The 25241-nt window shown below is 34.7% G+C and carries 24 protein-coding genes; all 24 read left to right on the top strand.

Annotated features, from left to right (window positions below; translation table 11 throughout):
• Positions 1 to 260: 260 nt before the first annotated feature.
• Complete coding sequence (gene pspA, locus KO527_RS09170; RefSeq protein ID WP_216040008.1) at positions 261 to 920, top strand: phage shock protein PspA; 660 nt, start codon at positions 261 to 263, stop codon at positions 918 to 920.
• Between the two features lie 22 nt (positions 921 to 942).
• Positions 943 to 1146 (top strand): PspC domain-containing protein, encoded by a 204-nt coding sequence (locus KO527_RS09165; protein WP_216040007.1) that lies wholly within the window; start codon positions 943 to 945, stop codon positions 1144 to 1146.
• A gap of 53 nt (positions 1147 to 1199) precedes the next feature.
• A complete protein-coding gene (locus tag KO527_RS09160; RefSeq protein WP_216040006.1) occupies positions 1200 to 1541 on the top strand; it encodes a hypothetical protein in 342 nt (113 codons plus the stop codon).
• A gap of 97 nt (positions 1542 to 1638) precedes the next feature.
• Positions 1639 to 2088 (top strand): copper chaperone PCu(A)C, encoded by a 450-nt coding sequence (locus KO527_RS09155; protein WP_216040005.1) that lies wholly within the window; start codon positions 1639 to 1641, stop codon positions 2086 to 2088.
• 9 nt (positions 2089 to 2097) lie between these two features.
• Positions 2098 to 3084 (top strand): DUF2333 family protein, encoded by a 987-nt coding sequence (locus tag KO527_RS09150; protein WP_216040004.1) that lies wholly within the window; start codon positions 2098 to 2100, stop codon positions 3082 to 3084.
• A gap of 3 nt (positions 3085 to 3087) precedes the next feature.
• Entirely contained in the window at positions 3088 to 3849 is a 762-nt protein-coding gene (locus KO527_RS09145; protein ID WP_216040003.1) for a TIGR04219 family outer membrane beta-barrel protein, read from the top strand.
• A 155-nt stretch (positions 3850 to 4004) separates the two neighbouring features.
• Positions 4005 to 5360 (top strand): EAL domain-containing protein, encoded by a 1356-nt coding sequence (locus KO527_RS09140; RefSeq protein WP_216040002.1) that lies wholly within the window; start codon positions 4005 to 4007, stop codon positions 5358 to 5360.
• A gap of 268 nt (positions 5361 to 5628) precedes the next feature.
• Positions 5629 to 6573, top strand: a complete 945-nt coding sequence (locus KO527_RS09135; RefSeq protein WP_216040001.1) for a hypothetical protein — start codon at positions 5629 to 5631, stop codon at positions 6571 to 6573.
• Positions 6557 to 7156 (top strand): PilN domain-containing protein, encoded by a 600-nt coding sequence (locus KO527_RS09130; RefSeq protein ID WP_216040000.1) that lies wholly within the window; start codon positions 6557 to 6559, stop codon positions 7154 to 7156. The genes KO527_RS09135 and KO527_RS09130 overlap by 17 nt, the downstream gene beginning before the upstream one ends.
• Positions 7153 to 7842: a type II secretion system protein GspM gene (gene gspM, locus KO527_RS09125; protein ID WP_216039999.1), complete on the top strand. Its 690-nt coding sequence runs from the start codon at positions 7153 to 7155 to the stop codon at positions 7840 to 7842. Before KO527_RS09130 ends, gspM begins: the two co-directional genes overlap by 4 nt.
• Entirely contained in the window at positions 7820 to 8185 is a 366-nt protein-coding gene (locus KO527_RS09120) for a hypothetical protein (RefSeq protein WP_216039998.1), read from the top strand. Before gspM ends, KO527_RS09120 begins: the two co-directional genes overlap by 23 nt.
• Entirely contained in the window at positions 8169 to 9848 is a 1680-nt protein-coding gene (gene mshL, locus KO527_RS09115; RefSeq protein ID WP_216039997.1) for a pilus (MSHA type) biogenesis protein MshL, read from the top strand. Before KO527_RS09120 ends, mshL begins: the two co-directional genes overlap by 17 nt.
• Positions 9849 to 10772: an AAA family ATPase gene (locus tag KO527_RS09110; RefSeq protein WP_216039996.1), complete on the top strand. Its 924-nt coding sequence runs from the start codon at positions 9849 to 9851 to the stop codon at positions 10770 to 10772.
• Positions 10769 to 11872: a tetratricopeptide repeat protein gene (locus KO527_RS09105; RefSeq protein WP_216039995.1), complete on the top strand. Its 1104-nt coding sequence runs from the start codon at positions 10769 to 10771 to the stop codon at positions 11870 to 11872. Before KO527_RS09110 ends, KO527_RS09105 begins: the two co-directional genes overlap by 4 nt.
• Before the next feature lie 51 nt (positions 11873 to 11923).
• Entirely contained in the window at positions 11924 to 13657 is a 1734-nt protein-coding gene (locus tag KO527_RS09100) for an ATPase, T2SS/T4P/T4SS family (protein ID WP_354668610.1), read from the top strand.
• Positions 13658 to 14881, top strand: a complete 1224-nt coding sequence (locus KO527_RS09095) for a type II secretion system F family protein (RefSeq protein ID WP_216039993.1) — start codon at positions 13658 to 13660, stop codon at positions 14879 to 14881.
• A gap of 536 nt (positions 14882 to 15417) precedes the next feature.
• Positions 15418 to 15945 carry a hypothetical protein gene (locus tag KO527_RS09090; protein ID WP_216039992.1) on the top strand — a complete coding sequence of 176 codons (528 nt, stop codon included), beginning with the start codon at positions 15418 to 15420 and terminating at the stop codon, positions 15943 to 15945.
• 106 nt (positions 15946 to 16051) lie between these two features.
• On the top strand, positions 16052 to 16636 hold the full coding sequence (locus tag KO527_RS26265; RefSeq protein ID WP_289847679.1) for a prepilin-type N-terminal cleavage/methylation domain-containing protein: 585 nt from the start codon (positions 16052 to 16054) through the stop codon (positions 16634 to 16636).
• A 265-nt stretch (positions 16637 to 16901) separates the two neighbouring features.
• Positions 16902 to 17432, top strand: coding sequence for a prepilin-type N-terminal cleavage/methylation domain-containing protein (locus KO527_RS26260; protein ID WP_289847678.1), 531 nt, complete (start codon positions 16902 to 16904; stop codon positions 17430 to 17432).
• A 10-nt stretch (positions 17433 to 17442) separates the two neighbouring features.
• The gene (locus KO527_RS09075) at positions 17443 to 17964 is read left to right on the top strand and encodes a type II secretion system protein (RefSeq protein WP_216039991.1); all 522 of its coding nucleotides are present in this window, start codon (positions 17443 to 17445) and stop codon (positions 17962 to 17964) included.
• Positions 17954 to 18679 carry a prepilin-type N-terminal cleavage/methylation domain-containing protein gene (locus tag KO527_RS09070; RefSeq protein WP_252733575.1) on the top strand — a complete coding sequence of 242 codons (726 nt, stop codon included), beginning with the start codon at positions 17954 to 17956 and terminating at the stop codon, positions 18677 to 18679. Before KO527_RS09075 ends, KO527_RS09070 begins: the two co-directional genes overlap by 11 nt.
• Entirely contained in the window at positions 18679 to 19563 is an 885-nt protein-coding gene (locus tag KO527_RS09065; protein WP_216039990.1) for a prepilin-type N-terminal cleavage/methylation domain-containing protein, read from the top strand. Before KO527_RS09070 ends, KO527_RS09065 begins: the two co-directional genes overlap by 1 nt.
• Positions 19564 to 19935: 372 nt before the next feature.
• On the top strand, positions 19936 to 20406 hold the full coding sequence (locus tag KO527_RS09060) for an agglutinin biogenesis protein MshP (protein WP_216039989.1): 471 nt from the start codon (positions 19936 to 19938) through the stop codon (positions 20404 to 20406).
• Positions 20381 to 25174, top strand: coding sequence for a LamG domain-containing protein (locus KO527_RS09055; protein WP_216039988.1), 4794 nt, complete (start codon positions 20381 to 20383; stop codon positions 25172 to 25174). Before KO527_RS09060 ends, KO527_RS09055 begins: the two co-directional genes overlap by 26 nt.
• Positions 25175 to 25241: the final 67 nt, after the last annotated feature.

The following is a 25241-nucleotide window of genomic DNA, read 5'->3' as shown; positions in this document are numbered from 1 at the left end:
GAACCTCGAACCTCGAACCTAAAAATGACTATAAATTCTACTTTAAATCACTTGGTCAATTAGACTATTTGTAGTGGTTAAATTAACCAAAATTTATACTGGTTAGAATGCTTTAGCATTGTTAATTACTAAACACTTTTAAGTTTTAATTTTATCTTGTTGTTTTTATTGAGTTTTGGTTTGTTCTAACTTAGTTGGCACAGCACTTGTAATAGATATATAAATTAAAAAATAAATATTAATCAACAAGGAGAAAGGTTATGGGAGTATTTACTCGTTTAACAGATATTATTCAATCAAATGTTTTATCAGCATTAGATAAAGCTGAAGATCCTGAAAAGCTAGTGCGCCTAATGATCCAAGAAATGGAAGAAGCATTAGTCGAAGTTCGAAGTACGCAGGCAGGATTTTTAGGAGATAAAAAAACGCTTAATAGAGAGTTGAGTTCAGCTAATCAATCAATTGACTTTTGGCAGGAAAAAGCTGAACTCGCACTGGAAAAACAACGAGATGATTTAGCAAAATCAGCTTTAATCGAAAAAAGTAAAGCAGCTAAAACAGTCGAGAGTTTAACGCTTGAATTGTCAAAGGTTGATGATGCTTTAAATAAATTAAAAGAAGATGTGGATAATTTACAAGCCAAGTTAGATCAAGCAAAAGCAAAGCAAGCAAGCATTATTAAAAGGGAAGAAACCGTTACTTCGCGATTAAGAGTTAAAACACAGCTTCATAGTGAACAAATAAATAAAGCGTTTGAGCGTTTTGAATCTGTAGAGCGAAAAGTTGATGAGATTGAAGCAAAAGTTGAATCTTATGATTTAGGAAAAGCACCGAGTTTACAGCAACAATTTGAAGAGCTTGAAAAAAATGATGAAATAGAAGCTCAGTTAGCTGAACTGAAAAAGAAAGTGGCAGCTTAGTTTATAAATATAGGGGGAAGTTATGCGTAAATATCGAAATACAAATTCATTTTATAAAGATAAGTTAAATAAAAAAATATCTGGTGTATGTGCTGGGTTAGCTAAAAGTAATGACTTTCCTGTTTGGGGTGTACGTTTAGCGACATTACTTTTATTTTTCATGTTTCCTGTTGCAGTTTTAATTGGATACTTTGTTGGTGCGATGGTTTTACCTGAGCGTTATTAGCCTTTTTCAATTTGATAGCCCCAAATCGTAATGAGATGGGGTTAGGAGCTTTTATGAAAACACTGATAATAATTGGCTTGATATGTTTTTTATACATGTGTGGATTTTTCCACTTTGAGCATTTTCATATCCACTGGCCATTTAACTTTCAACTAGATGATTTATGGTTTGAATCTATCGCAATAGTGCTTTTTGTTGTTTTTGCAATTTGTGCCGTGATCGCGGTATGTGTATTTTTAGCTGTAGGTATTGCAGGTATTATTGGAGCGAGTTTGTTAGTTGTTGCGGGTGCGTTACTTTTTAGTGGCGTTGCTGTTTTATGGCCATTTTTATTAATCGGGTTAGTAATTTGGCTACTTATTGGAGAAAAACAGCCTGCTTCAGCACGTTATTAACGAAAAACTCATTAATACAAATTAATACAATGAGATAAGTGCGCCAAAGCATATGATGAGGTAAAATAAATATTCATTAGATAAATTGGGTACATTTATGAAGTGTTTAGTATTTATTTTTGCTTTTTGTATTTTAAATATCAGTATCGCTAAGGCGCATACAAATATAATCGATGCGCAAGTGCGTGCATTTATACCTGGCGCTAGCAACAGCGTCGCTTATTTTAATTTAGATAATGATACTAAAGATACGCGCACACTTGTCTCTGCTGAAGTTGCAGGTATACAAAGGGTTGAAATTCATCAACATGAATTTATTGATGGCATGATGAAAATGAGCCAGTTAAATACACTTGATATAAAACCTTATAGCCAAGTGCAATTTCGTCCAGGTGGACTACATTTGATGTTATTCAAGCCCGTTCAATTTCCAAAACCCGGAAATAAAATCAAATTAACACTTCACTTTACAAAGGGTGAACCTATTTCTATTCTTGCCGATGTTGTAAAGATCGGTGAAGAAAAACAAAACCATAGCCATCATTAAGGAAGTTATATGTTAGAGCATAAAGGCAAAATAGCAGCTGGGCTATTAGGTGTATTATTACTTAATTATTTTATTGCTGTGTATTGGAGCTTTGAGCCCGCTGTTTTTAATGTCAAACAGCATGCGCAGCAGCAAGCAAATGAAAAAAATCAAAAATTAGTTGTAGGTTATGTTACGACTTCAACCTTAATTGAAGTCGCTAATACATTATTAGATAAACCTGGTGGTTATTTATCAAATGATATGATGCCACCTTCGGTGATGATGGATAATATACCGGCTTGGGAATACGGTGCATTGGAAATGACACGAGACTTAGCGTTATCTATGCGTAAAGACTTTAGTCGCTCCCAGTCTCAATCAACAGAGCATGCAGCACTTAAAAAAGCGCAACCACAATTTAATATTAGCTCTACCGCTTGGGCATGGCCAAGTGCTGAATCTGAATATAAAAAAGGTATAGATTTTTTAATTCAATATCGTGATGGCATTGCAGATGAAACTGTTAATTCAAGTCAGTTTTATGCGCGTGCGGATAATTTAAGAGAATGGTTAAAAGAGTCAGAAAAGAGATTAGGAAGTTTAAGCCAAAGATTAAGCGCCAGTGTTGGTCAAGATCGTATTAATACGGATTTAGCAGGTGATAGCGCAGCGCAGCAAGCAACTTATAGCCCAAAACAAAGCCAAATAAAAACATCTTGGTGGCAGATTGATGATGTATTTTATGAGGCAAGAGGTGCTTCATGGGCGCTACTGCATTTTTTAAAAGCGGCTGAATTTGATTTTTCTGATGTATTAGAGAAAAAGAATGCTAAAATTAGTTTACAACAAATAATCAGAGAGTTAGAAGCGACTCAGGATACAGTTTGGAGTCCTATGATTCTTAATGGTAGTGGTTTTGGAGTTGGAGCTAATCACTCTTTAGTGATGGCGAATTATATTTCCAGAGCTAATGCCGCTTTAATTGAACTTTCAGAACTTTTATCACAGGGATAAATTATGAAAAAACACTTGTTAGCAGCTTTAGTTGCAACTGGTTTAACAGCGCCTCTTGTACAAGCTGATACTATTTTAGGTGTTTATGCAGGTATTGAAGGCTGGCAGTCTCAAACCACAGGTAGTTTCGCTCAAGGAAATAATCTTGAAACTTTTGATTTTGAGGATGAAACACTAACCAGTTTTTATGTTGCGCTTGAGCATCCAATCCCTTTAGTGCCAAATATTAAAATTAAACATAACGAACTTGAAGTTGTGGGTTCAACAACTTTAACTGAAGGGTTTAAGTTTGGCGATACCGTTTTCCAAGTAAATTCAGAAGCTGGTACTGTTTCAGATTTATCACATAATGATTATGTTTTATATTATGAAATTTTTGATAATGACTTACTTTCAATTGATTTAGGTTTTAATATTAAAGATATAGACGGTAGTATTTCAGTGTCAGGTACTGATGGTGTAGCCACGATAACTGAAGAGGAAAGCTTTTCTGCTTATGTGCCATTAGGTTATGCTGCTGCTGAAGTGGGTATCCCTATGACTGACTTTAGTGTATTTTTTGAAGGTAGTTTATTAGCAATTGACGATAGTAAAATTCAAGACTTTCAAGTCGGTGTTGCTTGGGAAGTGATTGATAATATGGCTGTAGATGTTGCCGTTAAATTTGGTTACCGTTCATTAGTGATGGAACTTGATGATGTTGATGATATTTCAACAGATCTAGAAGTTAAAGGCCCATTTATGGGTGTACAAGTGCATTTCTAAAATCATATTTTTAGCTATTTAAATGAGCTGAATTAAAAGCCTGCTTTATGCAGGTTTTTTTGTGATTAAAATTTAAAACTTATTATAGCTTTGCTTGAATTCCCCTGATTGTTGAACAACACTTATGTTATTGCTTCAAACTTTGAAAGTATCTCATGGCAAAGTTATTTGAATTTATTATAAAGTTTTATGATTTGTTATTTTTTAAATTTCTTTCAAAAACTGTAAAACAAAAAAAACATCCTCTCCAAGTGTTTGAAAAACCAATGCAAGATCCCGTATCTGAGTCTAAATTAACTGTTTCTTTATTAGGTGCGCAGCAAGCTAATATTCAAAGTCTTGACTCAAAAAATAAAAAAATATTTTCTATTATTGAGGTGTTTCAAATAGAAATAACACATGCTTTTTTTTCAATACTTAAAACACAATTACTTAAACAGTTTTCAGAGGTGAAAAATGTCTCTATTAAAAAACTCAATACAGCCAGTTTTACATTAACCTTAAATAAAACTCCTTCTGATAGCGAGGCGCTATTTATACAAAGATTACATGAAGTGATATTGCAGTGCATCTCATTAGCAGGTAAAAATAAACCGCACGATTTAATCAAAAACTTAAAAATGGGTGTATGTGATTTTAATGCGGGAGCCAATCAATTGATGGTTTATCAACTGGCACAGTCTGCACTGATGATCAGCAAAACTAGCGAGTGGTTATCTTATTATCGTTATTCATATAATCATACTCAAACTCAGTTACTTGCCTTAATATCTACTGATATCTCAGACTATATTGCAAAAAAACGCTATATATTATTGTTTCAACCTGTTTTTTCAATTTTTAATGGTGATATTTTACAGCATGAAGCATTAATTAGAATTAGACACGAAACCTTAGGTTTACTGAATGCATCGCAGCTGCTACCAAACGTAAAGTCAAAAAAACAAATGCTGTTACTAGATAAAGCGATTGTAACGCAAGTGATGAATGTGATTAATTCTGAGGCCAGTTATCAACATGTCAGCATAAATTTATATCAATCAAGCTGGTTAGATATGAGTTTTTTTCAGTGGTTCTCTGATGTTTTACTGCGTTCAAAGCGCCGTAAAAATATTCTTTTAGAACTTTCTGAAGTGGACTTAATCAACAAAGAAATACAATTGCAACACGCTTTATATTTATTAAAACAGCATGATATTTCGATTGTTTTAGATAAAGTCGAGGGTGCTATTTTAGATAAAAAAATAACTCCGGAGCTATTTGTTAAATATAACATTAAGTCATTTAAGTTGAGTTATAATTTAGTGCACAATATAAACTTTGATATCAATAAACAGAAAAAAGTTAAGGAAATAATAGGGTTTGCAAAAAACAGTTTCTTGCCTGTTTTTGCCGTTGGTATTGAGCAAAAACTGGAGTTAGATGTATTAAAAATCTTAGGAGTAGTTGGTGCGCAAGGGCATTATTTTAGTGAACCTTTACAGGAGTTAAGTGAGTTTTCTAAAGCCTAAAATTAAAAGTTTTATATTCAATAAACACACTTAAAATGTAACTGTTACGTTTTCAATGTGATTACTTGTAATTATTTAATATTAATTTGAATTTTATCTCGTAAATATCCTCTTCATAAATGTGATCTATAATAGTTTCTGTTAGTATGAAATTTATTTTGAAAATTCTTTATATTTAAACTACTTGCTATCTTTTAGTAATAATTGATAATTTACGTTATTGGGTATCTAAACTGAGTCATGTTATTTGAGTGATAATAAAAAATATATGATAAAAAACCTTCTTTCACGTTTGCCTTTTTTAAATAAAGGTAAAGGTTACACTAATTATATTGGTCTTGTAGTTCAGCTAGATAAAGTCATAGCTGTTAACTTAGAGTTTAAACAAGAGCAGTGGTTAATGGTGGCTGATAAAACAGTTTCGTATACTAATGACTCGCAATTGTCAGAATCAATCACGCAATGTATTGACGAACTTGATGTAGAATATGCCCAAGTAGCGATTGTTTTACCCTCTCACTTATATCAAATAGTGCAAATGGATAAACCGAACCTATCTGTTGAGGAAATAAAACAATCACTGCCTTGGACTGTTAAAGATTTAGTGACAATTCCAGCTGAAAGCATTATTGCAGATTTTATAGAAAACCCTATTCAACAAGCAGGACAAGAAAAAATATCTGTTTTTGCTGCCAATAAAACATTATTAATGCCTATCATCAATGCAGTTCACAAAAGCAAAGCAGAATTGGAGCTAATCACCTGTGAAGAGTTTGTATTAACAAATTTATTAGAGGTAGACACTTCAGCACATTTAATTGTGTATCAAGACGCAGGGCTGGAACCTAGCATTCAAATAGTAAGAGATGGTTGCTTGCTATTTTCGCGACGTTTAAGAGGTTTTTCTCGCTTGCCAACAATGTCTGTAGAAGATTTATCTATGGGGTTATTGGACTCTTTTAGTTTAGAGCTGCAACGCTCCATTGATTTTTTTGAATCTCAGTTAAAGCAACCACCATTAAAATCACTGCAACTATATTTACCAAGTGACCATTTGGATCAAATAGTAGAGCAGTTAAAAGTACACTTTCCGGTTAAGGTTACAACATTGCAAAGGCATCTAGCCTGTTGTGCTGGGCAAGATGAGTCATTACACTTTGCAATTAGTGCTGCAATGGAGATGATAGGAGGTGAAAATGAAGCAACGCATTAATCTCTATTTATCTGAATTAAGACCAGTTAAAGACCCATTAAGCTTAAATAACATCGCATTATCTTGGGCTATCGTACTCGTACTTTGTATCGGATATATGAGTATATTAATGTATGTTAATAAAGACTTAACTCAGGAATTAACTCAAGTAAAACGAAAGCTTACGCAAAAAACTGCGCAAGTTAACGAGTTACAGGCTGCGCTTGCAGTTAAACAAGACAAAACTTTTTTATCTCAGCAATTAAATAAACTTAAGAAAGAGTATCAACATAAAGAAATGATGCTTAAGTATATTTCAGGAAAAAATAATGAAGATAAAATCAGCTATGCCGATGTTATGTCTGATTTAGCGCAGTTTCATCATTCAGATGTATGGTTAACTCAGTTTGAATTTATGAATCATGAAATTGAGCTTAAAGGTTTAACTCAGTCACCTTCAAAATTACCATATTGGTTTGATGGGCTTAAACAATCTGCTTTCTTTTCAGGGAAATCATTTTCTGTTTTAGAATTTACCCATGTAGACGAGCAGTCAAAAATTGAGTTTCGTGTCGCTACCACTAAAAAAGGTGATAACTCATGAAGCAACAATGGGAAATGTATTGTGAAAAAGTATCACAATTACAAATTCGCGAAAAGTATATGCTGCTTGGCATAGGGCTATTTTTAATATTGTATTTAATAGTGTGGTTTATTATTACACCTTTACATGATGAAATGGCTAAAAGTAAAAAACAAATTAAGCAAAATCATCAATCATTAGCGCAAGCTAAAACTAAAATTGATATGTTTAACCATGCTTTAACACAAGACTATACTTTGCAGTTGCGTAAAGAGTTAGAACAAGCAAAATTAGAACTTAAAAATATAGATCAAGATTTATCTCTATTTAGCCAGGGATTCATACCGCCATATAAAATGGCTCAGGTGCTAAAACAGCTACTCAAGGTTAATCAATCTTTGCAGTTAAAATCTTTTGGTTTAGAGGCTGTTAAGCCTGTAGTGATTGGGCAAGCAGCTAAAGAAGGCAATGCTAAAAATAATAGCCAAACAAATCAAAATAAGGAAGTTGCTTTTTATGAGCATGGTATGTCTCTTACAATAGTAGGTGATTATTTTAGCTTATTAAATTATGTAAAAAGCCTTGGAAAAATAAAAGAAAAGCTTTTTATTAGTCAGTTCCAATATCAGGTTATGGAGTATCCTAAAGCGGAACTTAAATTGGTAATAGCAACAGTGAGTGCAGATGAGAAATTTATTGCACTTTAATTTAGTGTTTTTAATAGTGATGACTTTATTCAGTACTATTAATGTAAATGCGAGCACAGTTAATTCTTTGCAATTAATTGATCCAACTCGCCCTAAATTAAGTGGAAATACAACAGGTTCAATAAGTGGTAAATCAGAAACTAATAAAAATTCTGAATTAAGACTTCAATCTTTAATTTTTAAAAATGGTCGATATAAAGCGATTATTTCTGGAAAACTTTATAAAGCGGGCGAGAAAGTAGGTGAATATAATATAGCTAAAATAACAGCTAAAAAAGTTTACTTATCTCGAGGATCAGAACAACGTATATTAGAACTTTACTCTTATGAAATTAAACGTTAAAAAAATATATCAACTTAGTATTTTATCGCTAGCCATCAGTTTTATTGCCGGTTGTGAAATAACAGATAATAAAAGCACAATACAACCACATATTACAGGTGAGCTAACACCTAAAGAAGGTGATGCAAAAAACGTTGATGAAGATATTGTTCCTGATGCATTAGCGCAAGAGTTATTAACTTCTGTAAGCTCAAATTTATTAATTCCAAAAGAATTGGAAATTAAACGTTTTGAAGTTGCGGCAAATGAAGTTGAAATCCGTGATTTTTTTGTCGGTCTTGTCGACGATACCCCTTATAGTGTTGCTGTTCACCCTGAAGTAAGCGGAAAAATAAGTCTAAATTTAAAAGATGTGAGCCTAGATGAAGTAATTAAAGTCATCATTCGCATGTATGAAATAGATGTTTTTCGTGAAGGTAAAGTTGTTCAGGTACTACCTGCAAAAATGCGAACAGAATCAATAGCTGTAAATTACTTAATGATGAAACGCTCAGGTAGTTCTAGTGTGAGTGTTGTTGCTGGTGGTGTAAGTCAGTTCGATCAAGGTGCTGGTAGCTCATCGAGTTCAGGTAACTTAAATAATAGTGTAAATAACCAAAATAGCTCAAGTGATAGTGGTTCTGGCGGCTCTGGTGGTGGTTCTCAGTTAAACGGCGCTAATATTCAAAGCTCTTCTAATACAGATTTTTGGGGTGAATTAAAAACAGCATTAGAATCTTTAGTCGGTAAAGATAAAGGCCGCTACGTGATAGTGAGTCCTCAAGCGAGTATGGTGACGGTTCATGCGTTGCCAAGTGAAATAGCAGCAATGAAAGACTTTTTAAATAAAAGCGAAGAAAGCCTGCAACGACAAGTCATATTAGAAGCAAAAGTAATCGAAGTGACACTTAAAGATGATTACCAGCAAGGAGTTAACTGGGAACAAGTAATAGGGCATATTGGCAGTACAGATATTACTTTTGGCACATCTGCTGTTGGTGCTGCTACAAATTCAATTGCTGCTGAACTTGGCGGATCAACCAGTATTTCTTTTAAAAATACCGATTTTTCTGGTGTGATTAACTTACTTGAAACTCAGGGCGACGTGCAAATGCTATCTAACCCAAGAGTCACTGCAATTAACAATCAAAAAGCGGTGATTAAAGTGGGTCAAGATGAATATTTTGTAACTGAAGTATCAAGTACCACAGTGACAGGTAATTCAACTACCACAACGCCTGAAATTGAGTTAACACCATTTTTCACGGGTATTGCGCTTGATGTCACACCTCAAATAGATGTCAATGGTTCGGTTATTTTACATGTACATCCTTCGGTAACAGAAACTGCTGAGCAAAAGAAAGTGATCACACTCAATAACGAAGAATTCATATTACCATTAGCACAAAGTAATATTCGTGAGGCAGATACTATTATCAGAGCGGGCTCTGGTGAAATCGTAGTGATTGGTGGCTTAATGCAAACAGTGACAACAGATGAAGAATCTAAAACACCTTTATTAGGCGATTTGCCTGTATTAGGCAATTTATTCAAAAGTATTCGTAAACGCCAAGAGAAAAAAGAGTTAGTGATCTTAATTAAACCTACGGTCGTAATGGCTGACTCTTGGCAAAAACAGCAAAAGCGTTCAATGCAATTATTAAAAAGTTGGTATGCTAACTAAATGTATTTAAGTTTTTTTAACCTTAAAGAAATGCCATTTTCTTTAACGCCTAATACTGAGTTTTTTTGTGCGTTAGAGCCTCATAATGAAGCAATGCAGGTATTGTTTACTGCATTAAATATGGGCGAAGGCTTTATTAAAGTAACGGGCGAAGTTGGCACCGGAAAAACTTTATTGTGCCGTAAGTTGCTTAATAGTTTACCTAAAAATATGGTGAATATGGTTACAGCCTATTTACCCAACTCATATTTGAACCCTGAAGAGTTACGCTGGGCTTTTGCAAGTGAACTAGGTTTAGCGTTAGATGATCAATTAGATCAGCAGGCATTGATACAAAAAATACAGCATAAATTGTTAGAGCTTCATAAAAATGGTCAAACGGTTGTGTTAATCATTGATGAAGCACAGTGTTTAAGTTGGGATACATTAGAAGCCTTACGTTTATTTACTAACTTAGAAACCGAAAGTAAAAAGCTGCTACAGGTTGTGTTATTTGGTCAGCCTGAGCTTGATGAAAAGTTAGCAAATGAAAGGGTAAGACAATTACGTCAAAGAATTAGTTTTTCATATAACCTGCGTCCTATGAATGGCTCTGAAGTGGTTCACTACATTCAACATAGGCTCATGGTAGCGGCTAAAGACGTAGCAGATAACAATAACTCACCTAAGCTTTTTTCAAATAACTTAGGATTGCAAATCGCAAAAGCCAGTAGAGGCATACCTAGATTAGTTAACTTATTATGCCATAAGGTATTACTGCAAGCTTTTGGCGAAGGTGCTCAAGAGTTAACGGCAAAACATATACAAGCAGCCATAAAAGATACTGAAGATTGTACTGAGAATAATAACTATTGGTTGATTGGTAGTACGGCTTTGGTGTCGGCATTTGTTGCTGGTATTTGGATTTGGAGACAAGTTTTATGAGCGTAATAAATAAAATGCTCAAAGACATTGAGCATAGAGAGTCAAATGATGCGCTCTATTTAGATCCAACAGTAAAAGTAGAAAATGTTAGAAATAATATTCAGTTATTTCAACGTATAGGTCTAGTAGCAATGGCTGTAAGCATAGCCATTGGTGCATACTGGTTTATTCCGAGCAAACAGCAAAATGAGCCTGTTATAGCTGCACAGGTTCAAAAATTTGAACCACAAAAAATAAGTCAAGCAGTTGATAAGCAAAAAAAGAGTGTTGAATCTGATGATACAGACTTAAAAAAAGTGAAAACATCGGCTTTAAAGGTAGCTCAAGAACGCATCAAAACACTTGAAGCTGATATTGCTAAAAAAGAAATTGAAAAAACACTAAAACCTTTAGCTTCTTCAGAGCAAGTTAAAGAGTCAATTAAAGAACCAGAACAGCAGACAATAGCGCTTGAAAAAGAAGTAAGACCACCATCGGCTATTATTAAAGATAAGCCAAAATCAGTAGCCAAAATCAGAAAAATTTCAACAAGAGAGCGTGCTGAGAACTGGTTTACCCAAGGTAAAGAAGCGTTTCAATTTGGTTTAATAGAAGATGCGATTGCAGCTTTAGATAAAACCTTAATTTTAATGCCATTACATATCGAAGCGCGTAGTTTACTTGCTGCAGCTTATTATGGCCGAGAGCAATCACAAGAAGCGGAATCTATATTAAGGCATGGTTTAAGTTTAAACCCTGATGTAATGCGCTGGCGTATTTTGTTAGCTAAAATATTAGTAGAGAAAGGGAGTTACCAATCGGTAGCACCTGTTTTATCGAAGCGATATGAAGTGAGCGCCAATATTGATTTTTGGATTTTAAAAGGCACAGCTTCACAGCAATTAGGTGAGCATAAAGTGGCACAAAATTGCTTTGGTAAATTAACGCAGTTGGAGCCTGGTGAGGCAAAGTGGTGGTTAGCATTGGCAACATCAAATGATGCTTTAGGTAATTACCATAACGCTAAGCGTTTTTATTTAACAGCGATTGAGTTAGGTGGTTTATCTCCTAATGCACATAACCACGCAAAACAAAGACTTGCAAAAATTGGATTGATATAATGTTGTTTTGTATCCCTAAAAATGATTTAACAAATAAGAGCTATTAAGATGATCAGACCTAAACTAAAAATGCGACTTGGTGATCTATTAGTTCATGAAGGGATCATTGAAGAACAAGATTTATTAAACGCATTAAAAGAGCAAAAAGCTTCAGGTCGTAAATTGGGTGCCACCTTAATTGATCAAGGTGTCATTAGTGAGCCGCAGCTATTACGCTTTTTAGCACAACAACTTAATGTGCCATTTTTAGATATATCTCAAAGACAAATACCTTCAAATATCGCTAATTTATTACCTGAAGTATTTGCCCGTCGTTTTAAAGCGCTCGTAATAGAAGACCAAGGTGACAGTGTTTTATTGGGGATGAGTGATCCAGCAGATTTAAGTAGTTTAGATCAGCTAGCGCCTATGCTTGCACCAAAAGAAATTGCATTAGCGGTTGTTCAAGAAAGCCAAATGATGTCGGCTTTTGATAATTTATACCGTAGAACACAAGATATAGAAAACTTCGCCAGTCAACTTCAAGAAGAAAATAAAGACGAAGAAGAGTTTGATTTAAATGCACTTGATGATGATACCTCAGACGCAACCGTAGTTAAGTTATTGCAATCTATTTTTGAAGATGCAGCGCAAATGCGTGCATCAGATATACATATTGAACCTGATGATGGGTTATTGCGTATTCGCCAACGTATAGATGGCATATTACATGAGAGTGTTTTAAATCAGGTTGCGATTGCTTCTGCATTAGTTTTAAGATTAAAACTAATGGCAGGATTAGATATCTCTGAAAAACGATTACCGCAAGATGGTCGTTTTAATATAAAAGTTAAAAAGCACAGCTTAGATATTCGTGTTTCAACGATGCCAGTGCAACATGGTGAGTCGGTTGTAATGCGTTTATTAGACCAATCAGCGGGTTTATTAACGTTAGACCAAACGGGTATGCCTGATCGTATGCTAAAACGTGTACGCGAAACATTAAAACGCCCGCACGGTATGATATTAGTTACTGGGCCTACAGGTTCTGGTAAAACAACAACTTTATATGGCGCATTAAGTGAATTAAATCAGCCTAATAATAAAATTATTACGGTTGAAGACCCGGTTGAATACCGAATTGGTCGTATAAACCAAGTACAAGTGAATAGTAAAATAGGGCTCGATTTTGCGCGTGTTTTACGAACCACATTAAGACAAGATCCCGACATCATCATGGTGGGGGAAATGCGTGACCAAGAAACAGTTGAAATTGGTTTACGTGGTGCATTAACAGGTCACTTAGTATTATCTACACTGCATACCAATGATGCTATCACCAGTGCAATGCGTTTAATTGATATGGGCGCACCTTCATACTTAGTGGCCAGCTCACTTCGAGCGATTTTAGCGCAGCGATTAGTACGCCGTTTATGTGATAACTGTAAAGTAGACTACCAACCAGATGCGCAAGAGCAGTCCTGGATCCAATATTTAAGCAAAGGCAAAGAGCAAAACCATAATTACCATACAGGTAGTGGGTGTACTAACTGTAATCATACAGGGTTTAAAGGTCGAATCGGTGTATTTGAGCTATTAGAAATGAATGAAGCCATGATGGATGCATTGAGATTGTCGGATACTCAAGCTTTTGCCAAAGCTGCCAGAGATAACCCCGATTTTGAACCGCTTTCTATGATGGCGCTGGCTTATGCCACACAGGGCATTACTAGCCTAGATGAAGTATTTAGAGTGGCTGAAAATATGCCTGAAATTGAAGTGAAAACTATGGAAGCCACACTCTAGATGGCATTTTTCACTTATCAGGCTAAGGATAGTCAAGGTAAACTTATAAAAGGCACTTTAGAGGCAGCAAACCAAGCTGCAGCGGCTGATAGTTTATTAAAAAAGCAATGCATACCAATGCGCATTGTTGAAACAAAAAAATCATCCGATTCTGCTAGTTTTGATATTAATGATTTATTTGAAAAACCAGTCGATTTAGAAGATTTAATAATTTTTTCTCGTCAAATGTACTCGTTAATGAAAGCCGGTATTCCGATTATTAGAGCAATAATCGGATTAGCCGAAACTACAACCCATAAACGCTTTAGCGAAACCCTCAAAGATTTAGTTGTGCAGTTAGAGCAAGGTCGAAATTTATCTACTGCTATGGCATCTCATAAAAAGGTATTTAACCGACTTATGGTGTCTATTGTGATGGTAGGTGAAAGTACCGGTAAGCTAGAAGATGCCTTTGAGCAATTAGCGACTTATTTTGAACGAGAGCAAGAAACCCGAAAGCAAATAAAATCTGCGATGCGTTATCCTATCTTTGTAATTTTTGCTTTGGTCGCAGCGATGTTTATTTTAAACATTTTTGTAATTCCTACCTTTGCGGATATGTTTAAAAAATTCAATGCAGAATTGCCTTTGATGACGCGTATTCTAATTTCTACTTCAGATTTTATGGTGAATTATTGGGGCGCGGTATTAGGTAGCATGGCAGCAACGGGTGTGATTGCACGTAACTACATCGCCTCTGAAGTTGGGAGATTAAAATGGGATCGTATTAAATTAAAAATCCCCTTAGTGGGCAGTATTATTGAGCGATCGTTACTGTCTCGCTATTGTCGCAGCTTTTCTATGATATTACGCTCAGGTGTACCTATGACAACAGGGCTTACTTTAGTATCAGAAGCCGTGGACAATGCGCATATGGCTCATAAAGTCATTGATATGCGTCGTGGCATAGAAAAAGGCGAAAGCTTGTTGAGGGTATCTCGTAACAGTGGTTTGTTTTCTCAGCTTGTATTGCAAATGGTTGCCGTAGGTGAAGAAACAGGTCAAGTTGATGAGCTACTACAGGAATCAGCAGAGTTTTATGAACGAGAAGTCGATTTTGATTTAAAAAGCCTAACAGCCAAAATAGAACCCATATTAATTTCTATTGTAGCAGGCATGGTACTTGTATTAGCTCTAGGTATATTTACACCGATGTGGGACATGATGTCAGCTATAAAAGGCTAGTATTCATAAAGGTTAAGTTGCAGAGAAAATTAGGTAAATTCACCTCTCAATACGGGATATGATTTCAGCAATAAAAGTTTAGTATTCATAAAGGTTAAGTTGCAGAGAAAGTTAGGTAAATTCACCTCTCAATACGGGATATGATGTCAGCTATAAAAGGCTAGTATTCATAAAGGTTAAGTTGCAGAGAAAATTAGGTAAATTCACCTCTCAATACGGGATATGATTTCAGCAATAAAAGTTTAATATTCATAAGGTTAAGTTGCAGGGAGAGTTAGGTGAATTCACCTCTCAATACGGGATATGATGTCAGCAATAAAAGGTTAGTATTCATAAAGGTTAAGTTGCAGAGAGAGTTAGGTAAATTCACCTCTCAATACGGGACATGATGTCAGCAATTAAAGGTTAAAGATAGATAGTCATTCCCGAAACGTTTTATTGGGAGTCGATCTATCGTTTATGATTAAAAGCATGAAATTAAAAATGTAACTATAATTTTAACTTAGCGTTGTGCAAACAATAAAAGGTTAACTTATATGGCTAAATATAAAACTAACTTTGATCACAAGCCGCATAAATGGAAATTATTTTATGTTAGCGTGTTTTTTATATTAGTTATTGTATTTTTTGGTCATTTTAGTCGATATATGATTGATTTTTTAGATTCTGTCGATAAAGTAACAGATAATCAATCTGTTGCTGAGTTTTCTCAAAGTGTCAGTGAAATTCATGGTAAGTGGCTAGAAAGTAAAAACGCTATAACTACATTACAACTGATCGACTCTTTAGATTTGAAGAGTAAAGGTGAGTTGAGCTTTATTGTAAATGAAGTGGGTTGGCCTATAAATTTAAGCCAAAATGGTAAAACTCAAGCTACAAAACAAGTAGATTGTAAAGCCCTATGGCTCAACATGCAGTCACAGCAAGTGTTAAAAGCATTGCGTATAGATGCTATGTTTGATAAAAAGAATAATGTAACAGGATGTATATATTTCAGGGGCAAAAACAGACTTTTTGAATATCACTTAAACAACGGAATGGTTGTAAGTGCTATTACAGATTAAAAATTTGTCGTTTTTATTTTAATTGTTATGTGGCTATAATTAAATATAACTCCGTGTTTAAAAGCAATTACTAAAAAACAGTCCATTAAAGGTAAGTAAAATTAATATGATGAAAAAACAAAGTGGTTTTACATTAATTGAATTAATAATTGTAGTGATTATTTTAGGTTTGTTAGCCGCAACTGCTTTACCGCGTTTTTTAGATGTAACAGATCAAGCTGAAGAGGCCTCAATTGAAGGCGTTGCTGGTGGCTTTGCCGCAGCTGTAGGGCTTGTTAGAGCACAATGGGAGCTTGAAGGGCGACCAAATGGCGAGTCAGGTGCGCCAAATAAAACATTAGTAACATACGATACATTGCAAATGGGTGTAGATGGCACTATTGGCTACCCAACAGCACGCAGCACTGAAGGCGATACACGCGCAACTCAAATGACTAAAGAGAAATGTCAGCAAGTATTTAATGATGTATTGCAAAGTGCGCCAAGTAACTCAATAGGTGCATTAGAAGACGATGTACAAGAAAATAGATATTTAATAAGATTAGATGAAAATTCAGGTAATGATCAATGTATTTATTATTTAACTAACTCTTTAGATATTAATGATATACCTGCAGATGGTACAATACAGAATAACAGTCAAGGTTTTACTTACTTGCCACAAACTGGCCAGGTTTTAGTCTTTAATTAGTTTTAAAGATTATTTTTAGCTTTAATTTATAAAGATAAATTATGGCATGAAGTTTGATATATCAAGTTTAAGTATGTGTATAAATAAAAAATTGACGAACATTTTAAAGTAACAAATTCAAAATGGATTTTTGTTTAGTAATATAAGCGATTAGCTTATGTAGTAATAAGTAGTTAAACATTTACCATTTGGTAATCAATTTTAAGTATTTCTTATGGGTTTTTATTAACTTTCATAAGAGTTAAATTAGTAAAAGAGGAACGTTATGAAGTTAATGAACAAAAAACAAGCAGGTTTTACTTTAATCGAATTGATTATTGTAATCGTAATTTTAGGTATTTTAGCTGTTACAGCAGCGCCTAAATTTTTAGATTTACAGGGTGATGCGCAAAAATCGGCACTTCAAGGAGTTGATGGTGCACTTTCATCGGCTGTTAATATTGTTTATGGCAAATCTATTATTAATGGTGAAAATAAAAAAGAATCTGGCTCTATAACTCCTGATGGTGGTTCAGCAATTACTCTTGAGTGGGGATACCCTGTTGCAACTAGAGCTTCTATTGTTGCAGCAACTGATATTAATTTAAATACGAACGCTGCTGATGACCCAGCTACAGGTGACTTTGATTTTTCTTTAGTTACAACAGCAGGGGCTGAATCTATTAGTATATTTCCTCAGGGTGGTGACACTTCAAGTAATTGTCATATTACCTATACTCAAGCAACTACAACAGCAGGTACTCCAAATACATTAAATGCAGCAGCAGCAGTAACTACAGTTACAACCGGCTGTTAATAAAGTTTAAATGAAAACTCGATTATTAGGACTAAATAATCAACTAGGTTTTACCTTAATCGAGTTAATCATTACTTTAGTTCTTTTGGGGATCCTGTCTGTGACAGTGATCCCCAAATTTTTTGGTCCAGATTTGTTTGACTCTTATACCGCGCGCGATCAAGCAATGTCGGCTTTAAGAACCATGCAGTTGCGCGCCATGCAAATGACTAGCGATGCAAAATGTCATAAATTTATTATCTCAGCTGATTTAATTGCACCCCCTTCTCCTATTACAGATACGAATACCTGTTCAAATACTGCTAATGCAGCAGACAACCCTGATTATTTATCTGTGACTTTAGATAGCAGCCGTACTGATATCACTTTTGATGCTGATAATGCAGCAGGCTCCACTTTCACGAAAATTGAATTTGATGATTTAGGACGCCCAACTTTAGATGCTGGGAATTGTAATTCTACGGGCTGTAAAATTACAGTAGGTGAAGTCGCTATTTGCATATCTGGCGAGGGTGCAATCTATGGCTGTTAATTGCAATGTTAAGGCAGTTGTTAAATCACATGTTAAAACAGTGGCTGTAGGTAGTGATATAACAACGAAAAATATAGAGTCGCTAGTTAGTAAACGTAGTATGAAAAAATTAACCTCGATGCATAATGAAAATAAAAATGCGAAGCAAAATGCAGGTTTTACTTTAATTGAACTGATTTTGGGCATGGTGGTGCTAGCCATAGTTATGACAATCATTACAGGTTTATTAGCGCCACAAGCAAGACAAAGCGCAGATCCTGTTGTGCAAATACGTGCAACTGAGCTGGGTCAGGCTTTAATGAATGAAATTTTAGCAAAATCATTTGATGAAGAGTCAGATCGTAGTCCGCCTTGGAATCGTTGTGGTGAAAATGGTGTGACTTGTACTGAAACAGCTGATTTTGGTGCGGATTGTTTAGATAATGCGATAACAGCACCGGATTGCACAGGCTCTAGCTTACAGACTCGAGTCAATTATAATGATGTAGATGATTATCATGATTTAACTTTGAATTACTCTGATTTTAAAAATAGTTTAGAAGAAGATGTATCTGATTATTATAAGGGTTTTACAGCTGAAATTACGGTTTTATATGATGATGACTTTGATGGTACATTTTCAGATACGAATAAAATAGCGAAATTGATCACAGTAACTATCACAGCAAGTAATAATGAAGTTTATGGTTTCTCTGCTTATAAGGGGAATTATTAATGCTTTCCAACTTTAAAAGTAGACCCGTAGGCGGGGATTTATCCGCGCAAAGTAAGGCTCAAATTTTACCTTCAAATACAGAATTTACAAAATCGGGTGGTTTCACTTTAGTTGAATTAATTTTAGTGATTATTATTTTAGGCATTGTAAGCATAGGGACAGTGCAATATCTCTCACTAGGTGCTGAAATTTATGCAGAAGCAACAGAGCGAGATGAAGCGGTTGCGCAATCTCGTTTTATGCTAGCGAGATTAACGCGAGAATTACGACATGCAACGCCTCACTCAGTGCGTGTAAAATGTTCAACTGACTGTAGTGCCCAGCAATGTTTAGAATTTACGCCATTTAAAGCAAGTTCAATATATACAGGTAATATTACTGACGATCCTTTCACTGTTGTATCACCTCAAAATAATGTTGCTCCTAATGATTGGTTGAGTGTTTATGCTTTAACTGCTGACGATGTTTATAATCGTACAAAAGCTGATAAAAGAGTTTCAGAGCTGAGCGATATAACTGTTGGGGTGCCCACTTCAACATGGGAAGTAACTACCGCACTAACCATAGAATCACCAACAAAGCGCCTTTTTGTACTTGATAATCCTGTCAGTTTTTGTATTGATAATACAAAGCTATATCGTTTTGAAGGGTATAATTCTCAAACAGCGCAATCTATGCCTAATTCAAGTAATCAAATTGGTGGTGTGACCGGTGTTTTACTAGGGCAGTTTATTCAAAATTCAGCTTCTAATACTTCATTTTTCAACTATAACACTGCAAGCCTTACTCGAAACTCAGTGGTGAACATTCGCAGTGAAATGGGGTTCAATAGCACTGAAACAGTCTCATTTAATCATGAAATTCATTTACCTAATGTGCCCTGATTGTTAGTGTGTTTTTAAATCATTAAAATTCATTTTAGTAACAATTTTGATCATAATTTATTTAAGATAAAGGGTATTATCTATACTTAATAAATGATTTGCTTTTATTGAAAGTAAGATTTCAATGGCTGAAAGTTTAATAATAAATTTTCGATAAAATACTTCGGAAATGACCAAGGTAAATAATTGCGATTTATATTAGATTCAGAGATCTATCTGAATGTTTTTTTGTAGGTTGGGCTTTAGCCTAACAAAAGTAATTTAGAAGTAAATGTTGAATTAAACTAAAGCCATTATTTATCTTAGAGCTTGGTAATAGCTGTTAAATGCCTTGTGTTTATAAATGAAAAGTGCAACTTAATTAGGATCGTAATGCAAAGTCTTAAAAAACAAGCGGGCAGTATGCTTATGAGTGCCTTATTCATAGCTATTTTAATGCTGGCGTTAGGTTTAGCTTTAGTGAATATTTTATCTAGCTCTGCGCATAATAATGCAGTTGAGTATTATGGTGCACGTGCTTTTTTGGCTGCTCAAAGTGGTATAGAAAAAAGCTTGGTTGAGCTATTTCCTTTGAGTGGTAATTCCTCATGTGCGAATGTAGATCAAGCTATAGGTTTAGACTTTGGTAGTTCTGACTTTTTAAAAAATTGTACTTATACCATCGCATGTACTTCAACTGGGGGAATTCCTGATTCATCAGTTCCTTTAGGTTCCGTAACTGTATTTAGGCTCACTAGCAGCGCAACTTGCCCAATAAATAGTTGTTCAGCAGGCGATGATTGCCGCAAAGACTTTTGGCAAACTCAAAGGAGTATAAATGTTGAAGCTAAAACACTTAATTAGTTTATTTGTAATCCCATTTCTTGTTTTATTTTCATTTATTAGTAAAGCCGCTTTACCCAAATGTGAAGATGTATTTCCTTCCGCATTATCTACTTTCAATAATAAAGCTGCCTATATTTATTCTAATTCACAGATAACCAATCAAAACTCTAATGTATTAGTTTCTAGATGGCTTTACGATTACTCCGGTTCAAGCTGTAATAGTAGTGATTGTGTTAAATCAGGAACAAATTCAGCTTTCTTACCTGAACCTCAATTTATTAATCCAAAAAGAACGATAGAGGCTAATGGCGAGCTAAGCGGTGATTATTTATTTGAATCAGGCTCTTTGGATTTAACACAATCAAATTTGAGTATTATGGGACCAACACGCATTTATGTTAAAAATGGCTCTCTAACATTACGTCATGAAATTAAAAATAATAATGATGCAAATGATTTAATTTTATATGTTGGTGGTGATGTGATCCCTTATTCAACTTCATTTAGTGCGTTTGTTTATGCAAAGAATGGTCGAGTTGAACTGAGTGAATACACTCAATTTAAAGGGGCGTTTTCTTCTGGTGTAATGTCCATACTGAGGAATGATTCATCAATAGAATATCAAACTCCAACAGGTGAAAATTTTGATGGCATTTGTGAAGTTACTGTACAACCTATCGTTGAATATCAATTTGATTCATGTGATATAGATGATATTGGAGATGATGCTTTAGGGAATTATGATGCTTCTGCTAATGGAATTTCGAATGTAACAGGTGGCATGATAGGAAACTCTCTTGACCTTACAGATTCAAACACTAATGATTGGTTATCGGTACCAAAAGAAGTCGTTGATGGTTTAGATGATTTTACTTTTTCTGTTTGGATAAATACTTCTGAAGAAGAAGAACAACAAGAAATATTTCATGCTTTAGGTAAAAATAAAAACGATGATGAATTAGAAATTCATTTATCTGTGGATGATGAAGTTGTTGTCAAAATTAAAGATGAAAAAATTGAATTAGAAAGTGATATAAAATTAACGAATGGCCAATGGCATCAAATTGTTTTAACACGAAAAAACGATGAGATATGCTTGTATGTTGATGGTAGTAAAGAAGAGTGTGATACACCTAGTTCATCAGGTACTTTATCTGTAACTAACAATAGCGCTATTGTGATAGGGCAAGAGCAAGATAGTTATGGAGGTAGCTTTTCATCATCACAAAGTTTTGTTGGTTTGATGGATGAATTGAGGCTATCACATGGTGCTATGGCAAGTTCATTAATATTAAATGCATATCAAAATGAGTCACAAGGGTTGGAGTATGATGATGGCAGCAGTCGTAAAATTGAAAGTTGTGATAGAGATCCCGTTTTAGATTTGAGATTTGACGAATTAAATTACTCCGGCACAAATACATTATTAGATAGCTCAGATAATAATTATAACGCAACTGCTTTTAATATTTCTCCTGTAGATGGTTTGTTGTGTAATGCTGCTGATTTAACTAATAGTTCAAGCTCTGATTTAATTGAAATAAACCCGCAAGCTATGGATGGGCTTACTGATTTTACAATCATTGTATGGGGGAAAACTAGCTCAACAAGTAACTCTACTATTTTATCTGCAGCGCAAGATGGATCTTCTTTAGGCGCTAATGAAGCGACTTTTATGTTTGACAACAATAATAACTTTTGGCCAACAATAGCTGAGTCCCCATTTGATACATCAACTAAGCTAAATCGAACCGTTAATATGCGTGATAATAACTGGCATCAACTCGTATGGACTCGAAAAGCATCAATTAATCAAAGTTGTTTTTTATATGACGGAGTGAATCAAGGTTGTGTGACTCATGATAATAATAACAAGTTACTCGAAATTGCGGGTTTGGTTTTAGGTCAAGAGCAAGATAGCCTGTTAGGAGGTTATGATTCATCTCAAGATTGGGAGGGGCTTTTAGATGAGTTACTTATTTTTGATGCAGTGCTGAGTAAAGAGCAAATAAATGATATTAAAAACAATATAGGAAATAGTAAAAACTGGGATGGAACACAAAGAATATGTCCTACTTTAGAGCCGATAGCTGAATACCGTTTTGATGAATCTAGTTGGAGAAATAATACAACGGATGTTAAAGATTCAACATCTAATAATTTAGACTTAACAGCCCACAATGCGCAAACTGACTATTCAAATCCTATACCTTCAATGCCAGATGGTAGCAACTTTTGTCGTTATGGTGAGTTTAATGGACAAGATAATGGCAGTTATTTAGAACTATCATCAAATAATTTTGATATAACTAGTGAGTTAACTGTTACTTCATGGATTAATATTAATCAATTTCCAAATGAGTTAAAGACCATAGTTTCAAAAGACAGTAATTATGAATTTCATGTCACTTCAAATGGTGGAATTAACTGGTGGTGGTCAAATGGTGCGATTACATCGAGTAATCATATAAAAGAAAATACTTGGCATCATATTGCGATTACTTATAAAAGCGGATCGCAAGTTATTTATATCGATGGTGTTTCGAGGGGCGTTGGAACATATTCTGGAGCTTTGAGCCTGAACAATTCTCCATTTCAAATTGGACAAGATCAAAACCATCCAGGTCGATTCTTTAACGGTTCAATTGATGAAGTGAGGGTGTATAACCAGTTTTTATCTCAGCAGAATATTATAGATATCATGACAGACAGTCGTACTTGTGCGCAGCAGGTTGATCATTATCGTTTAGAGTTAGATGCTAATAATAACGCTGCTTTTACCTGTGAGGCATTTCCTATAACAGTAAAAGCATGTGAAAGCAGTAATTCAGATGGCAGCTGTAATTTATTTGCTGGTAATGTTGCAATTGATTTATCACCAAATATTGGTTGGCTAGATAATGCAAATATCCCAATTATGAATGGGGCTTTTAACTTTACCTCAGGAAGTACTGATATTAAGTTTAGTCAAAGCAGCTCAGGTAAAGTGAGTTATAGGCTTGATAGCGCAAATCCTGACGCAGGTTTAAAATGTTTCATTGGCAATAGTGAGGTTACTTGTGAAACTATGTTTAAAGATTCTGGTTTTATTTTTACTGATATCAGTGGTAATACGCTGAATATTCCTGACCAAATATCAGCTGTCGCTTCAGATAATATTTATTTAAAATCAGTTGAAAAAAATACTGTAACAGGTTCATGTCAAACAGCTTTTGAAGGCAGTGAAACAATTGATTTAAAATTAAACTGTAATACTCCTGGAGTGTGTAGTACGGATAATGCAATGAGACTTACACTTGGTTCAAATACAATTAAAGATGCTTATACTGCTGTTTCTGTTAATTTTGACGCTTCGAATAATCATTTGGCACACTTAGGGGGGTTAAATTACAGAAATGCAGGTGAGATTAGTTTATCGGCTCAAGCTACTGCTCCTACAGGCGCTGTTGTAGCTGGGGAGTCAAACTCATTTGTGGTTATACCTGCAAAATTTGATGTGTTTGCTGAAGATAATCCAAATGCCGTTGACGCTAATAGCACTGTTTATAAAACGGCTGGTAAAGAATTTAACGTTAATATAAATGCGTTAAATGCTGACGGAGTTATTACAGATAACTTTAATGCAGCAGACATCGATCTATTAAACAAGTTTAGTTTAAGTCATGACTTGCAAGCACCTACGTTAGCTGATGGTGGTGTAAACGGTGTATTAGCGAATGAAGTGGTAGTTAATGATTTTAGTGCTGGGCAAGCGGTTTATAAAACCTCTTGGAACGAGGTTGGCATTATTAAATTAAAAGCCAACTTAGCCTCAGGTGGGTATTTATCTCATTTAAGTTCAATTGCAGGTGAAAAAGCCAATATAGGTCGATTTATTCCAAGTCACTTTAAATTAATTAGTTCTGATGTATTTAAAGAACCAAAAGAATGTAATGACTTTATTTATATGGGGCAAAGTTTCACAACAAACTATGTATTAGAAGCTCAAAATATACTTGGTGGCGTAACTAAAAATTACACCAAGGACAGTGGTTTTGACAAAGGTGTAATAGACATTGAAATTGAAAATGACGATATTTCAGGTAGTGATTATCAGCCGGCAAGTTATTTTGGGAATCGATTAACTTACCCTACTTCAAGTTGGAATTTAGGCACCGTTTCAGTTGCCAGCTCAAATAATTCTGTATTGGCTAAAACGACTAATCAAGATGGTAACTTTGCATTAAGTGATTTGATTTTATCGATACTAGATCCCGACGGTGTTAACTTTTTAAGTACAGATCTAAATCAAAATGCGAATGAAACAGCATGTGGTAGCCCTATTAATTGTACTGGAATAAAACTAAATTCAAGTTCTTTAGACTTTAGATATGGTCGTTTAGCATTGCAAGATAGCTATGGTTCTGAGTTTGATGAAATGCAAATCCCTATGAGAGCAGAATACTGGGATGGAGCTAAGTTTATATTAAATTCAGCAGATAGCTGTACTGACTATAGTAATAGTCTAAGTCAAATATCACCAACTACGCCTAATTTGAATTTTTTAATAAAAGGCTCGGATACAAAATTAGCTTCAGGTTTATATGGATCTCAAGAAGGGCTTTTTGTTGCGCCTTTAAAAGGTGAGCAACAAGGCAATTTTTTGATTGAGTATACAGCTACACCTGCTTGGTTATTGTTTGACTGGGATGATAATAATTTAACGCCTGATGAAAATCCGAAATCAAATATTCAATTTGGTCGTTTTAGGAGTAATGATCGCGTTATTTATTGGCGAGAGCAGTAGTTCTATTTATTGGCTTGCGCTTTATATAAGTAATATAAGGTTCTGAACTTAGCTAAGTTTTAGTTGA

The sequence above is a fragment of the Pseudoalteromonas sp. C2R02 genome (assembly GCF_018860845.1).
Lineage (GTDB): Bacteria > Pseudomonadota > Gammaproteobacteria > Enterobacterales > Alteromonadaceae > Pseudoalteromonas.
This window is presented reverse-complemented; position numbering and strand designations above follow the sequence as displayed.

Excerpts from the sequence above, each read along its gene's own strand:
- pspA (WP_216040008.1), top strand. The coding sequence starts at position 261 with ATGGGAGTATTTACTCGTTTAACAGATATTATTCAATCAAATGTTTTA.
- KO527_RS09165 (WP_216040007.1), top strand. The coding sequence starts at position 943 with ATGCGTAAATATCGAAATACAAATTCATTTTATAAAGATAAGTTAAAT.
- KO527_RS09160 (WP_216040006.1), top strand. The coding sequence starts at position 1,200 with ATGAAAACACTGATAATAATTGGCTTGATATGTTTTTTATACATGTGT.
- KO527_RS09155 (WP_216040005.1), top strand. The coding sequence starts at position 1,639 with ATGAAGTGTTTAGTATTTATTTTTGCTTTTTGTATTTTAAATATCAGT.
- KO527_RS09150 (WP_216040004.1), top strand. The coding sequence starts at position 2,098 with ATGTTAGAGCATAAAGGCAAAATAGCAGCTGGGCTATTAGGTGTATTA.
- KO527_RS09145 (WP_216040003.1), top strand. The coding sequence starts at position 3,088 with ATGAAAAAACACTTGTTAGCAGCTTTAGTTGCAACTGGTTTAACAGCG.
- KO527_RS09140 (WP_216040002.1), top strand. The coding sequence starts at position 4,005 with ATGGCAAAGTTATTTGAATTTATTATAAAGTTTTATGATTTGTTATTT.
- KO527_RS09135 (WP_216040001.1), top strand. The coding sequence starts at position 5,629 with ATGATAAAAAACCTTCTTTCACGTTTGCCTTTTTTAAATAAAGGTAAA.
- KO527_RS09130 (WP_216040000.1), top strand. The coding sequence starts at position 6,557 with ATGAAGCAACGCATTAATCTCTATTTATCTGAATTAAGACCAGTTAAA.
- gspM (WP_216039999.1), top strand. The coding sequence starts at position 7,153 with ATGAAGCAACAATGGGAAATGTATTGTGAAAAAGTATCACAATTACAA.
- KO527_RS09120 (WP_216039998.1), top strand. The coding sequence starts at position 7,820 with ATGAGAAATTTATTGCACTTTAATTTAGTGTTTTTAATAGTGATGACT.
- mshL (WP_216039997.1), top strand. The coding sequence starts at position 8,169 with ATGAAATTAAACGTTAAAAAAATATATCAACTTAGTATTTTATCGCTA.
- KO527_RS09110 (WP_216039996.1), top strand. The coding sequence starts at position 9,849 with ATGTATTTAAGTTTTTTTAACCTTAAAGAAATGCCATTTTCTTTAACG.
- KO527_RS09105 (WP_216039995.1), top strand. The coding sequence starts at position 10,769 with ATGAGCGTAATAAATAAAATGCTCAAAGACATTGAGCATAGAGAGTCA.
- KO527_RS09095 (WP_216039993.1), top strand. The coding sequence starts at position 13,658 with ATGGCATTTTTCACTTATCAGGCTAAGGATAGTCAAGGTAAACTTATA.
- KO527_RS09090 (WP_216039992.1), top strand. The coding sequence starts at position 15,418 with ATGGCTAAATATAAAACTAACTTTGATCACAAGCCGCATAAATGGAAA.
- KO527_RS26265 (WP_289847679.1), top strand. The coding sequence starts at position 16,052 with ATGATGAAAAAACAAAGTGGTTTTACATTAATTGAATTAATAATTGTA.
- KO527_RS26260 (WP_289847678.1), top strand. The coding sequence starts at position 16,902 with ATGAAGTTAATGAACAAAAAACAAGCAGGTTTTACTTTAATCGAATTG.
- KO527_RS09075 (WP_216039991.1), top strand. The coding sequence starts at position 17,443 with ATGAAAACTCGATTATTAGGACTAAATAATCAACTAGGTTTTACCTTA.
- KO527_RS09070 (WP_252733575.1), top strand. The coding sequence starts at position 17,954 with ATGGCTGTTAATTGCAATGTTAAGGCAGTTGTTAAATCACATGTTAAA.
- KO527_RS09065 (WP_216039990.1), top strand. The coding sequence starts at position 18,679 with ATGCTTTCCAACTTTAAAAGTAGACCCGTAGGCGGGGATTTATCCGCG.
- KO527_RS09060 (WP_216039989.1), top strand. The coding sequence starts at position 19,936 with ATGCAAAGTCTTAAAAAACAAGCGGGCAGTATGCTTATGAGTGCCTTA.
- KO527_RS09055 (WP_216039988.1), top strand. The coding sequence starts at position 20,381 with ATGTTGAAGCTAAAACACTTAATTAGTTTATTTGTAATCCCATTTCTT.